Origin of the sequence: Photobacterium kishitanii (genome assembly GCF_003026355.1) — a bacterium.
In the GTDB taxonomy this organism is placed as follows: Bacteria; Pseudomonadota; Gammaproteobacteria; order Enterobacterales; family Vibrionaceae; genus Photobacterium; species Photobacterium kishitanii.
In genome coordinates this window covers 260,554-274,278 of sequence record NZ_PYON01000003.1, presented here as the reverse complement: position 1 = coordinate 274,278, position 13,725 = coordinate 260,554, and the positions used below count along the sequence as shown (strand labels likewise).

10 protein-coding genes are annotated in these 13,725 nt (G+C 38.4%); 2 read left to right on the top strand and 8 right to left on the bottom strand.

What is annotated here, in order from left to right; translation table 11 throughout:
- Nucleotides 1-301: 301 nt before the first annotated feature.
- Nucleotides 302-895: a YhgN family NAAT transporter gene (locus tag C0W29_RS05215; RefSeq protein WP_045044306.1), complete on the top strand. Its 594-nt coding sequence runs from the start codon at nucleotides 302-304 to the stop codon at nucleotides 893-895.
- A 92-nt stretch (nucleotides 896-987) separates the two neighbouring features.
- Here the strand turns inward: C0W29_RS05215 and nagE are convergent, their stop codons facing one another.
- The 3 genes from nagE to C0W29_RS05200 form a co-directional block, all read right to left on the bottom strand.
- Nucleotides 988-2,364: an N-acetylglucosamine-specific PTS transporter subunit IIBC gene (gene nagE / locus C0W29_RS05210; protein WP_045041706.1), complete on the bottom strand. Its 1,377-nt coding sequence runs from the start codon at nucleotides 2,362-2,364 to the stop codon at nucleotides 988-990.
- A gap of 77 nt (nucleotides 2,365-2,441) precedes the next feature.
- Nucleotides 2,442-3,281, bottom strand: a complete 840-nt coding sequence (locus tag C0W29_RS05205; protein WP_045041707.1) for a carbohydrate deacetylase — start codon at nucleotides 3,279-3,281, stop codon at nucleotides 2,442-2,444.
- Between the two features lie 81 nt (nucleotides 3,282-3,362).
- The gene (locus C0W29_RS05200; protein ID WP_045041708.1) at nucleotides 3,363-4,700 is read right to left on the bottom strand and encodes a family 4 glycosyl hydrolase; all 1,338 of its coding nucleotides are present in this window, start codon (nucleotides 4,698-4,700) and stop codon (nucleotides 3,363-3,365) included.
- 360 nt (nucleotides 4,701-5,060) lie between these two features.
- Here C0W29_RS05200 and C0W29_RS05190 point away from each other — a divergent pair, with 360 nt between their 5' ends.
- Nucleotides 5,061-5,765, top strand: coding sequence for a GntR family transcriptional regulator (locus C0W29_RS05190; protein ID WP_045041710.1), 705 nt, complete (start codon nucleotides 5,061-5,063; stop codon nucleotides 5,763-5,765).
- A 43-nt stretch (nucleotides 5,766-5,808) separates the two neighbouring features.
- Here C0W29_RS05190 and C0W29_RS05185 read toward each other — a convergent pair whose 3' ends face one another.
- From C0W29_RS05185 to nirD, 5 genes are all read right to left on the bottom strand, one after another.
- Complete coding sequence (locus C0W29_RS05185; RefSeq protein WP_045044304.1) at nucleotides 5,809-8,889, bottom strand: efflux RND transporter permease subunit; 3,081 nt, start codon at nucleotides 8,887-8,889, stop codon at nucleotides 5,809-5,811.
- Nucleotides 8,886-9,965, bottom strand: a complete 1,080-nt coding sequence (locus C0W29_RS05180) for an efflux RND transporter periplasmic adaptor subunit (RefSeq protein WP_045044303.1) — start codon at nucleotides 9,963-9,965, stop codon at nucleotides 8,886-8,888. Before C0W29_RS05180 ends, C0W29_RS05185 begins: the two co-directional genes overlap by 4 nt.
- A gap of 131 nt (nucleotides 9,966-10,096) precedes the next feature.
- Nucleotides 10,097-11,866 (bottom strand): bifunctional protein-serine/threonine kinase/phosphatase, encoded by a 1,770-nt coding sequence (locus C0W29_RS05175; protein ID WP_052671538.1) that lies wholly within the window; start codon nucleotides 11,864-11,866, stop codon nucleotides 10,097-10,099.
- Nucleotides 11,867-11,893: 27 nt separating this feature from the next.
- Nucleotides 11,894-13,363: a NarK family nitrate/nitrite MFS transporter gene (locus C0W29_RS05170; RefSeq protein ID WP_107174085.1), complete on the bottom strand. Its 1,470-nt coding sequence runs from the start codon at nucleotides 13,361-13,363 to the stop codon at nucleotides 11,894-11,896.
- A 9-nt stretch (nucleotides 13,364-13,372) separates the two neighbouring features.
- Nucleotides 13,373-13,720: a nitrite reductase small subunit NirD gene (nirD, locus tag C0W29_RS05165; RefSeq protein ID WP_036796448.1), complete on the bottom strand. Its 348-nt coding sequence runs from the start codon at nucleotides 13,718-13,720 to the stop codon at nucleotides 13,373-13,375.
- Between the last annotated feature and the right edge of the window lie 5 nt (nucleotides 13,721-13,725).

Here is a 13,725-nt window from a genome sequence, read left to right as displayed (position 1 = left end):
AATAGCTAGTATCCATACAAATTAACCTAGCGCACCAATAATACCCACAAGGTGATGAACATCAACCTTAAGACCCCTCGCCTATCAACTCAAGTTTAGTTAATTTTACGTATAATAACAGTTTTCTTCGTTACATGATTATGCATATTTAATCGTATTAGTTGATAAAAAATGCTTTAAAATCATTTTTTGTTGAAAAAAAATTCTACTTGTTACGCATAATAAGCAAAAGTAACAAACTATAATATCAATAATGCTATAGTGTTTCTTTTATCAAAATACATATTTAAAAGTCTCATTTATGGATATATTTTCAGCTGCAGTCATGTTGTTTCTCATTATGGATCCAATGGGTAACCTACCTGTTTTTTCGTCATTTCTGCGTCATATAGAAAAAAAACGTCGGCGAGTAATTCTAATTAGAGAACTGTTAATTGCGCTTGCCATTATGCTGTTATTTTTATTTACGGGTGAATCCATCCTTAATTTCCTAAAATTACAGCGCGAATCAATCTCTATTGCTGGTTCGATTATTCTTTTTTTAATCTCACTCAAAATGATTTTCCCTACTCAAGAACAAGAAAAACAATCCGCTGCTGGAGAAGAACCTTTTATTGTACCGTTAGCTATCCCCCTTCTTGCGGGTCCTTCTTTATTAGCCACTTTGATCCTGTTTGCTCATCAAGATACCAGCAGAATGTTAGATTGGTCGTTAGCTGTAATATTAGCGTGGGCCGTATCAGCTATCATTTTAATGTTTGGTGAGGTATTTGAACGCTTGATTGGAGATCGAGGTCTAAAAGCAATTGAGCGCTTAATGGGGATGATACTACTCATGTTGGCAGTACAGATGTTTTTAAACGGCATACAAAGTTATTTATTACACATTAAATAGAAAATCCCTTTAGTAGCAATAAAGATCACATACTACTAAAGGGGATTTTTAGCTCAATTACAACGTTAGAAACGTTGTTATATCAGTAAAGATCATAATGCTTTCATCTTGGTTGCTACGCCTTCAGCATGTGAGCCAATGATAACTTGTAAATGTTTAGGCCCTACATTTACGACTCCTTTAGCACCCAGTTGTTTTAACTTCGCATCATCAATAATTTGACGATCAACGATACCTAACCGTAATCGAGTAATACATGATGAGATCTCAGTAAGGTTCTCTTTCCCACCAAGCGCTGCAAGATAATCAACAGCAAGGCTATCATAATCTTGCTTACCTTTAGCTGCTTGGTGACATAACTCTTCACGACCCGGTGTTTTAAGATTAAACATCTTAATAGCAGCAACAAAGATCACAAAATACACTGCGCCAATTGCAAAACCGAGCGGTATTATTTCCCATGCATTCTTCGCTGCAGGTGCATTATAGTTAAGAATATAGTCAATTAATCCTGCTGAGAAACTAAAGCCCATATGCACATTCAACATTGAAGCGACAACTAGTGAGATCCCCATCAATACTGCATGAATCACATACAATGCCGGAGCAAGAAACATAAACATAAACTCAATAGGCTCAGTAATACCCGTTAGGAACGCAGTTAATGCGACACTTAATAGCATTCCACCGACTATCGCTTTATTTTCTTTCTTTGCTGTTACATAAAAAGCTAAACATGCACTTGGTAAGCCAAACATCATCACAGGGAAGAATCCGCTAAGAATACGTCCAGCTGAAGCATCACCAGCAAAGAAACGGGAAATTTCTCCGGTCACAACTTTACCAGTACCGGGATCGAAACTACCAAATACAAACCAAACCATACTATTCAGAATATGATGCAGACCCACCGGAATTAATAAACGATTAGCAACACCGTAAACAAACTCACCAGGTGCACCGCTGGTCAGGATCCACTCTCCAAGATGGTTAATTCCACCTTGAATCGGTGGCCAGATCACACTAAATACATAAGCTAAAATCAGCGCCACTAACCCTGTGATAATAGGAACAAAACGTTTACCACCAAAGAAACCAAGAAACTCTGGTAATTTAATTGCGTGAAAACGGTTATAAAGCAGACCAGCACAAACACCAATAACAATGCCACCTGCAACACCAGGATCAATATCGACATTCAATGTTTTTATTGCTGCCATCATAATAAAATAACCAACAGCAGCAGCAATCGCAGCCGCCGCTGAATGATCTTTAGAAAAACCAGCGGCGACTCCCATCGCAAATAATAATGCTAAGTTAGTAAAAACAGCTTGGCCACCTTGTGCGATAAATGCAATATCTAATAAATCTGGCTGACCAATTCGCAATAAAATACCAGCTATCGGTAATACTGCGATAGGAAACATAATAGCATTACCGAGCTTTTGGAAATATCCAAGAGGACTCATATCATTGTCCCTTATTTATAATAAGAAGTTAGCGTTAACACCATTACGGTATTATCAATAGAGGTATTATTTATTATCTAGTTTAATTCGGAGAAATCACACAACACACAGTTCATCTTAAAATAATCACGTAACTTATCACTTAATAATGCCTGTAACTCATAGATCCGCGGCTTATTAACAGATGAATGCTGACATATGTTTTTATCTAAATAAGCGGGATGCCACATTATTTCAACCACTTCTATTTTTTTATTTCGGCATTCTTCTAATCTATCTATAGTTTGTTTTACGATAATATCATCAAGGTCATCATAGTTATCTAATGGCACACATTTATCTAAATAAGCATCAATAAGTATTTTATTTGTCGATAATATATCTTTATTTTTATACCATAATGACGGCTGATAATTACAATTAAATATATTCCCTGCTTGTTGTGATTCAAGCCAAGTAACATTTCGAAGCGGTAACTGATATTTGTCAGCTAACTCAACCAATATAGGTAATATCTGTGGATGGGTATGTATATGATGATGAGAGTCTAAATGAGTAGGTCTAATTCCTGCAGCATAAACTCGATCAATTTGTAATGTTAATTCGTTATAAATTGCTTGGCGATCAATATCCATATCCGTTTCGTAATATCGGCTTCTACCAAAAAAACAACCTGTTGATTCATCGATTAATTTATTATTATTTGATAAAGGATTTCCACAGGTTAAATTACAATGCACACCAATAGCGAGTGTCGAATACTGTTTGTATAGTTGTATTGCATGTTCGAACCCTGGCATATTTGCCATTATAGTTGTTGAATTTAATATTCCTTGCACATGCGCATCAATAATACCGTAATTAATAGCATTTGAATAACCGAAATCATCGGCATTGTTAATTACTTTTATTTTCATATTTACCTCAATACAAATATAAAAATAACTGCAACAATAGCTATATTATTGCAGCTATACTATATTAATAATTATATTTAGTTATTTATTATCATTAAAAAACTGAGGAAGATATGCTTTATTTGCCGCTAAAACATCATCAACAATCTTTATAGCTGTAGGTACATTTATGACAGTACGATTTAATGTTAAAGCATTAATTAATTTTTGGCGTGAACCTTCAAACCATGCATCGACAACAAGCTTCTCATATCCAAGTTGGCTTTCAATCATTGCCTTTTGAAAAGTTGGAATTTCTCCAATAGCATAAGGTTTAACACCGTCACTATACAACGATGCTGGAACCTCAACCATAGCATCGTCTTGCAGATTGCTAATAATACCGTTGTTTTTTACTATAGAAAGATAACGATAACCTTTATTGAACACTACCGATTCAGCGACACGAATCATATAAACGCCATGTGTATCTGATTCTAAATTTGCATTCGCAGCCGTACCGCTATCAATAATATCTTTACAGATGGTATACATTTCTTTTTCTCTACCATCAATAACCTGACGCGCACGAGTATTATTTATATCTTCTTTTGCCACCATTTTCTGAGGATATAAGTAATATTGCAAATAAGTATTAGGTAAGAATTCAGGGTTATCTTTTAGCATGGTTTGCATATTTTTAAAGGTTTCTTGCCATGATGGCTCATTGGCAATAAAGTTCGACGTTGCCGAAAAACCTTGGTTAATAATACAGTCTTTTATCTTTTGAGTAAGATCTTCGCCATTACGATGTAAAATGCGTGTAAACCAACCATAGTGGTTAAGACCAAAATACTCAGGTACAAGATCCCATAACTCACAACCTAGCATATCGGCATAACTTTCCATGATAATACAAGGCATATCACACATGTTAATTAGCTTTTTATCATCAGGGAACACTCTGGTTGTTGCTTCTGCCACAATAGCGGCTGGATTCGTATAATTTAAAATCCAAGCTTCTGGTGCGTACTGGCGAATATCTTTAACCAATGTAATCATATCGCCAATAGAACGTAGTCCATAAGCCATACCACCAGCACCACAGGTTTCTTGACCAACACAGCCGTGAGAAAGCGCAATTTGTTCATCTTTTTCGCGCATCTCTAAACCACCAGTTCGAATTTGTAAAAACAACACATCCGCTCCAGTAAAAGCCACTTCCTTATTGGTGGTATAAATCACTTCTTCTACTTCAGGGTATAGCTCTTGTAGCAGTATTTTTGCCGCTTCGGCATTAAACCGCTGACGCTCACTATCAATGTCATAAAAACGAATAGACTTGAGCGGAAAAGTAACCTTTTCTTCAATCAAACTCATCAAAATGCCTAAAGTGTAAGTCGAGCCACCACCAACGATTGTAAGATTTTTACGTTCCATACGTCATCCTTAATGTTCTATATATGTATTAGAAAGAGCCAACACAATAAAACATATAGGATACATTTAAAACTTCAATTGTGATTTATATGATCGCCATCACTATAAATATAGGCTTCAATAATAGGAAACCCACTCAAAAATAACATAAAATAAACAACAAGACTTTGATTTAAAAGATACAAACAAATAAAAACCTGCATCAACACAGGCATCATATAGAACACAACACGCACACGGTCAAATGTATTCAATATGTATCATTTAATAATGGCAATAATGTCTATCTCAAAGAACTTTTAGGACGAAGATATCAAGATTTAGGTATACTAAGGCTACTGTGATTAGAGAGAATACGTTTTGAAACCAATATATTTACGCATATTTGATGATCTATTTGAGAAAATTCAATCTCAAATTTATACTGAGGGGGATATGCTACCAACTGAACTAGAATTACAACATAGTTATGGTGTCAGCCGCGTCACTGTGCGTAAAACATTAGCACTACTTGTTGAACAAGGGGTAGTAACACGTATTAAGGGACGTGGAACATTTGTAAAAAATCCATGTAAAGCAACACATAATGCAATTGCATTACGTGGTTTTTATCAGGAACTTAATGCACAGGGTAAAACCCCATCTTCTGATGTTCTTACATTTGAAATATTAGAACCAGACTCGATTGTTGCAGAAAAATTAAAGCTCACAGCTAATGAACGAGTTTATCATATTGTACGTATCCGTAATATTGATGGGGAGCCTGAAATGATGGAGCGAACTTATATGCCAGTCGCCCTCTTTCCTGATCTTACCTTGCAAGTGATGATGGCTTCAAAATATGCCTATATTGAGTCTAAAGGCTACAAAATTGCTAATAGTTATCAATCAATTATGCCAGAAATGCCTGATAGAGAACTCGCTAAACTGCTTAATGTTACGCCAACAACCCCCTTACTTAAGGCAATATCTACTGGTGAATTAGCGGACGGTTGTTTATTTGAGTACACCATTAATTATTTCACACTTAAACAATACAGCTTTGAATTTATTGCAACTCGATAAAAATACGCTAATGGCAACAAGTACCATTAGCGTATAAGTATACTTAAACGGTTGGCGTTGAAATCGGCGCTTTAGTTCGTTTTAACTTTTGCACCATCAAATACACACTTGGCACCACAAATAAAGGATCAACAATACCTAACGCCATTCCAGCAATAATAATTATCCCTAACGATCCCATCGCATTTGCACCAGGACCAGCCTCACATAGTAAAGGTAAGGTTCCTAAAATCATGGTCAGTGATGTCATTAATATTGGCCTTAAGCGGGTTTTTGTCGCTTCTAGAATAGCCTCACGGGGTGATAAGCCTTGCGTCTGTAATTCATTAGCAAATTCAGTAATTAATATGCCATGTTTACAAATCAAACCAATCAGCGTGACTAACCCTATTTGTGAATACACATTTAAACTATAGTCACTAAAATATAACGCCCACAATGCTACAGATAACGTAATTGGTAATGACAGCATTACCACTAATGCATCAACCACACTCTCAAATTGCGCACTCAACACCATATAAATAAATACCAATGCCGCCACAAACACGAATAACATTTGTTGGTTAGCATCTAAATATTGCTTAGCGCTATCGACATAGCTATAACGCGCATTCGCGGGTAATACATTTGGTAACAATTGATTTAATGCCTTTATGCCCTGTCCAATACTGACACCATCGGCTAATCGAATTGATAACGAAGCCGATGTCGCACGATCATACTGCTCAAGAGAACGTGGACCCAGTTGATTTTTAATGCTAATAAGTTCAGATAATGGCACTAATATACCTTTATTATTACTGATCATAAGCTGTTTTATCGCATCTGGCGTTAAAGTGTAAGCTGAGTCTAATTGCAAATGGAGTGGATAATTTGTACCTTGGTAACTCATGTCGTTACTGAATGACTTACCACTCATTGCTAACTTAAGCACTTGCTGAATATTATGCAGCGACACACCATATTGCGACGCTAATACACGATTAATATTAATACTAAATTGATTCTGATCGAATTTTAGTGCACTTCTTGCATGATCAAATAATGGCGACTGCTGAATTTTATGAGTAACTTCTGTCATTTCTTTTGCCAGTGTTTGCTCATCAGCACTACTACTAACATTTATGTCAATACCATTACTATTGCCTCGTCGACCACCGCCAGTGTCAATCGCAGGGATCACGCCAGTAAATACCATATTGCCCCCCACTTTTAAGCGAGCATTGATCATTTCACTGATTTTTAACGCCGATAACTTGCGTTGATCCCAAGGCTTTAAAGTGACAAAACCACGAATAAAGTCACTGCTGGTTAAAATTGCCACATGCGCAATATCAGGGATCTGGCGTAATTGTTGATTCATGTTATCAATCATTTTTTGTTCGCTCGCATCATCATTGCTGCCAACTAAAGGTTGAAACAAAAATATTTGACCCGAATCTTCAGCTGGTAACATTTCTGATGGTGTCTGCATAAATGGCCAATAGCTACTGGCTAAAATAACCACCATCACCACTAAGGTCGTTTTGCGGTAATCAATTGTCGCAGCTAACACTCGTTGATAAACCATTGCCAGCCGAGTTAACTGCTCATTAATCCACACTTCAAACCGACCTGCCGGTTGATGATTCATCATTTTACTGCACATCATTGGCGATAACGTTAATGCCACGATTCCTGAAATAACCACCGTACCCGCTAAGGTAAATGCAAACTGTTGAAACAGCTGTCCCGTAATGCCATCAACTAATCCTACTGGAATATAAACCGCTGCTAATGTTAGCGTAGTAGCAATAATCGCAAACCCAATTTGGCGACAAGCAATAACGGTGGCTTTACGTACTGAAGAATGATGCCGCAACTGACGATGAACATTTTCAACCACCACAATCGCATCATCAACCACTAACCCTACCGCCAATAACATTGCCAATAAGGTTAATGAGTTAATACTAAACCCCGCCAGCTTGAGAATAATAAACGAACATGATAAACACACTGGAATGGTTACAATCGGGATCAACGCTATCCGTAGATTACCTAAAAATAGCCAGATAACCCCAGCGACTAACAATACCGCGAGACCAATCGCAAAGTAGACGTCATTGAGTGACGTAATAATAAAAGTCGATTTATCCAATAATACCGTGGCTTTCATACCACTTGGCAAGGTTGTTGAATTAAGTAACTGATGAACTTGCTGCGATAACACTAATGGATTTGCGGTCGCGGTATACTGGGGATTAAGCACAAACAACATCGCACTTTGGTTTGAAAAATCAACCAGTGGCTTTATCTCAAGCTGACTGCTTGGAGTACCAATGACAACCGTTGCTACCTGTGACAACCGAACGGGTTGCTGGTTATACATCGCAACAATAGTATTTTTAATATCATTTAAATTTGAAATCGCCCCAGTCGATACCAATTGATATTGACTTTGAGAACCAGATGTTTGACCACTTAGCGCAGTGATACTATCAACATCAGCGATCTTATTAATGACATTATTTAACGTCAAACCGTAATATTGCACTTTATCTGGGTTTAAAGTGATTAAAACGGATTGCCCAGAACTAGGAGCAACACTGACGGCCCCAGCGGCAGGTAATTGTTCTAACTGAGGTAACAGTGTATCGATACCATATTGATGAAATTCATATTCAGCTTGATGCGGTCCTGGCGTTAAACTAATCAGCATTGCAGGCATACCCTGATCATCTGATTTGGAAACACGCGGAGAAATATCATCGGGTAACTTACTTTCTATATTACCGATATCATTATGGATCTCACTCACCAAAGTATCGATTTCACTTTCATCAATACTGGCAGCAATATCAATAATTATACTGCCACGACCTTGACGCGCAGTCGCTGATAAGTGGCTGATCCCTTCGGTACCAGCAATCGCATTTTGAATTGGAATCAACACTTCAGTCATCATGTTTTGTGCAGCAAGCGCACTATCATGTACTGATACTTGAATTTTAGATTGGCTAATTTGAGGGGTATAACGCCACGGTAATTTTTGACAAAACAGCAATCCAATAAATACTGGAATTAACCACAATACGGTACATAGCACCGGACGGCGTACGCAAAGTTCAGTTAACTTCATGCTTTACCTGCTTGCGATTGCGCTTTTACTTGAGGCTGTTTAGGGTTAACAATTGTGACCTTTTGATCAGTACGTAAATAGTTTTGACCATTAACAACTAATTGTTCTCCTGCCACTAACCCAGAAGCAATTTGTACATAACCATCGTAATACCCCCCGACTTTAACGTCACGTAAACGCGCTTTATTATTAACGACCACGAACGCTTGTGCGCCTTGGATATTGGTCATTAAAGCGGATGTAGGAATCGTTACTTGATGAGGTAATAATTGTGTTTGTTGCACAACTTTAATGTTTTGCCCTGGAGAAAATGGGGTATCTGGCGGTAACTGTGCTTTCAACGTCACTAACCCAGTAGCGGTATTCGGTGCAATATAACTCACTGTGCCTATAGCCTGAATTGATGGCACCAGTTCTGAACTCACAACAACCTGCTGACCAATTTTATAGTCTTGTCGTTGTAGTGCGGATAATTGATATTCAACCGTTAGTTGGTGTGGGGTATATAAGGTAGCAATGCTATTACCAACCGTCACCACATCACCAACATGATAATCCGTTTGGCTAATCACGCCATTAAACGGTGCTTTAATGGCTAATTCAGATAACAAGGTTTTATCTTGGGTTAACAAGGCTAATGCCTGCTTATAGCTACTTTCACTGTCATCATAAGCGCTACGGGAAACAACGCCTTTAGCGCTCAATTGCGCCTGTCGTTGCCAAGCTAATTTAGCCGTCGCTAATAATGCCTGATCATGAGCTACCTTAGCAGCAGCCACTCGAGGATCTAACTGAACTAACAGTTGTCCTTTCACTACAGTTTGACCATCACTAAATAAAATTGCGGTTATTTTATTAGTTTGTAAACTTTTCAGGGTCACGACATTAGCGCTATTAACTACCCCATAGCCCATAACTTGCTTGATCAATGTCCGTGATTTGATGGTTTGGGTTTCAACTTGCGTCGCGGGTGCACTTGCCGTATTGGGAGAAGCATTTGAATCGCTATCGCAGCCCACAACCACAAATGCTAACGTGGTAATAATCAGCATTGAAACCAATGTTCGTTTTATCATGATCTACTTCCTAGAACATTCAACAACATGCGCTAGGATAAACCAGCACTACATACCTTAAAGGAATAGTAGTTTAGCAAAGCTATTTTTTTGAATACACCATCACAACTCAACTTTACGCTGCTTTACACTTATGATGACCAAAAGCCTTGTAGCAACACAATCACCAATAATATTGTGCTAATACATTGCCACAATAATAACGGATTTCGTTCAATTAACGGTTGCTGCAACATGGTGGATAACGAGGCGGGGGTACTTAATGCCATCACTAACTCAGAGAGTGCTTGATAGCGATACTGGGCATAAGGATGACAGCTTTTCTTAAGAGTAGACTCTAACCATATCGGTAAATCTTGTCGGTAGCGCCTTATCGCAGTGTAATCCATTTTCATTGCTACAGGTGCAACAGAATGTGGCGTCAAGCGTTGGTATGGTAATGAACCAGTAAGCATTTCATAGATAACAATACCTAACGAAAATTGCTCACTTAGCAATGATGGTTTTCCACCAGCATGACATTCTGGCGCTAAATAATTTAAATCTCCATGTGGATGATAACCGGTAAGTGTTGAAACTAATTCTTGATAGCCATTGATCCACGCGCTACCAAAATCAATCAAGGTCACACTTAAATCAGGACGCAACATAATGTTATCGGGTTTTATATCGGCGTGATAAATACCCTGTCGTTGCAAAGTACGTATAACTGTCACAATTTCAGCAACAATCACTCTTACTGTCGTCAATGATGGCAGGGGGTTATCTATCATCCATTGCCGCAGGGTTAAACCTTCAACAAACTCACACACATGGTAAAGAAACACTGACTGTGCATTATGGTTAAATATTTTCATTACACCAACATGTTGGCATTGCTGCCCAAGCCAACCTTCACGCACAAAACAATGTAGATATTCACTGTCATCAACCATATTAGGTGATGGCATTTTTAACACATAATAACCGTTATCGTCATCTGACTGTGCTAAATAAATATGACTTCGACATCCAGCATCAAGTACTCGACAAATAACAAATTGATCAATCCGTTGCCCCACATTAAGTGCCACTGGAATGGTTTTATTGACATATTCGGCGAGTACTTCATCAAGGGCTAACATCGGTAATGCTACAATATCTAAGATCACACAACTGGCATTATCTTGTGATCCTTGTTGCTGTGCATTCGTCACTAACTGATGTGCTTGTTGCTCTAAACACCGTCGCCGTTGTTGAGTAAATAACGATGAAGTAGCTGGAGTAGATGAAAGTGTTTTAGCAGAATGGAACATCTTATCAAGAGATTGTGGAACATCACAGCTATCATGAACGCCGTCAGTGGTCATTACTACTTTATCATTCACATTTAATGCTACTGCCTGATAATCCACTTGCAAGTGTGAGTCCATACCAAGTGCGCGAGTAAGGTAATGTTGACCATCATGATGATTACGGCGATGATCTTGGGTTAAACAACGACAATCATTATCACGCCATAAATAAACGCGACAATCTCCAATATGAAATATATGAGCAGTATTAGATTTAATAATCACCACTGAAAATGAAGTCACAGCTGCATCTTGTGGTAAGCCTGCTTGTTGATCATGATGAAACAACCATAAGTTAAGTGTATTTAATACTGAAGAAGCAGCATCTTTTACTGATAGTGTGGTCGCGGTAGCTAAATAGTCTTCAATAAAGTGAGTAACACTTAATTGACTGGCAATATAACTACGATGACTACAACTAACCCCATCGGCAATACAAGCGACGACCCCTTTATGTTGTAACTCAACCGTTTTTGAAGGCGATAACACCGCGAAAGCATCCTGATTCTGCGGCTTTGTTCCAGCATCAGAATAACCGCCACAACACACTGCCAGATTTGATCCCATCGCACTATTCCTTATTCAACGGCACCATTAACCCACATCAATTAAAGTCACACTACCATCATCATTAATCTCTGCCATTTTCCCCGAGGGCTCTTTCAATGCCAATAACGCCACAAAACCTAATATGGCTGTCAACGCAATAATGACAAAAAAGGTACTGTATTCAACCAATGATAAAATAGTCAAATAACACACAGCACCAACATTGCCATAAGCACCTGTCATCCCTGCGATTTGACCTGTCATACGCCGTTTAATCAATGGCACTACTGCAAACACAGCACCTTCACCGGACTGAACAAAAAAAGAACAAATCATTGCTGCTGCTACTGCGACCCATAATGGCCAACTGGCACTAATATTTGCCATTATCAAATAGCCTATTGCCAAACCAGCGGTTAAAATAAGCAAGGTTGATTTACGGCCAAATCTATCTGACAACCAACCACCACCAGGACGAGAAACCAAATTCATAAACGCATAAGAAGACGCAACCACTCCAGCCATAACTGGTGTTAAAGTAAATATATCTGCAAAAAATAACGGTAACATGGAGACCACCGCTAACTCAGAACCAAAGGTCGTAAAATACAACACATTCAGCACCGCAACTTGTCGAAAAGAGTAGCGGTGTATGGTTGGTACTGGCTTAATTAATATCTTTCGATTAGCCTGCCACAGTTGTTTAATATCAAATAAATAAAATCCAACTAAGCCGATATAAATACCATTGCTAATATCAGCCCTTAACATACCAATCGCAGGTAATGACAGCTTCCACACCAATAACGCCATCGCGGCATACATCGGGATTTTCATAATAATTAATAACCATAAATCTCCTCGAGATGTCACCTCCATTGCACCAATATGTTTTGATTTATAATACGTTGCACCTTTAGGAGTATCTGTTACTGTGAAATAAAATATCACGCCAAATATAACGCTTAAGCCACCCGTAACAGCCATGGCATAACGCCAACCCTCATCACCACCAAACCATAATGCTAATGTTGGTAATGTAAACGCCGCCGCCGCAGAGCCAAAATTACCCCAACCACCATAAATACCTTCCGCAGTCCCTAATTCATGATGTGGAAACCACTCCGACACCAATCGAATACCGATAACAAATCCAGCCCCAATAAAGCCAAGTGCAAAACGCGCTATAGCGGCTTGCATAAAGGTGGTTGAAAACGCAAATACAAAGCAAGGAATCGCGCATAGTACTAATAGCAAGCTATACACTATTCGAGGCCCATATCTATCTGTGAGCATACCAACTACAACCCGCGCAGGAATAGTTAACGCTACATTTAATATTAATAAGGTTTTTATTTGTTCTGTGGTTAATCCTAAAGAGGTTTTTACCGCTTGCAGCAGCGGTGCGAAATTGAACCACACCATAAAGGTAATAAAAAATGCCAACCAACTTATATGGAGTATTTTCATCTTGCCGCGAAAAGAGAACAAATTAAACTTAATATAATTTGACATCACTGTTCCCTATTTACCGAGTAAAGAAACGATCAATTGCACCTGAACACTACCGTTATAACGTCGCACTGGGTATGTAGGTACTAAGGTTTCAGCGAGCTCTAAACATTGACCACTTTCAAGGCAAAAATGTTGTTTATATAACGGCGAAGCCACGACAACTGTGCCGTTTAGTGAGCCAAGAATACCCCTTGAAAGCACATTCGCTTTACCAACCGGGTCATAATTATTAATCGCATACAGAGTATTATTATGACCACACCAAAAGAGTGCTATCTGGTGACCATTGACTAACGCACACACCCCAGCATCAAGATATAAATCGTTTTCATCACATACAGTAATCCATTGATTAATCATCA

What these genes read in the sequence shown, in the direction of transcription:
- C0W29_RS05185 (WP_045044304.1), bottom strand. Translation starts at nt 8,889, where the DNA reads ATGAAGTTAACTGAACTTTGCGTACGCCGTCCGGTGCTATGTACCGTA.
- C0W29_RS05180 (WP_045044303.1), bottom strand. Translation starts at nt 9,965, where the DNA reads ATGATAAAACGAACATTGGTTTCAATGCTGATTATTACCACGTTAGCA.
- C0W29_RS05215 (WP_045044306.1), top strand. Translation starts at nt 302, where the DNA reads ATGGATATATTTTCAGCTGCAGTCATGTTGTTTCTCATTATGGATCCA.
- C0W29_RS05175 (WP_052671538.1), bottom strand. Translation starts at nt 11,866, where the DNA reads ATGGGATCAAATCTGGCAGTGTGTTGTGGCGGTTATTCTGATGCTGGA.
- C0W29_RS05170 (WP_107174085.1), bottom strand. Translation starts at nt 13,363, where the DNA reads ATGTCAAATTATATTAAGTTTAATTTGTTCTCTTTTCGCGGCAAGATG.
- nagE (WP_045041706.1), bottom strand. Translation starts at nt 2,364, where the DNA reads ATGAGTCCTCTTGGATATTTCCAAAAGCTCGGTAATGCTATTATGTTT.
- C0W29_RS05200 (WP_045041708.1), bottom strand. Translation starts at nt 4,700, where the DNA reads ATGGAACGTAAAAATCTTACAATCGTTGGTGGTGGCTCGACTTACACT.
- C0W29_RS05205 (WP_045041707.1), bottom strand. Translation starts at nt 3,281, where the DNA reads ATGAAAATAAAAGTAATTAACAATGCCGATGATTTCGGTTATTCAAAT.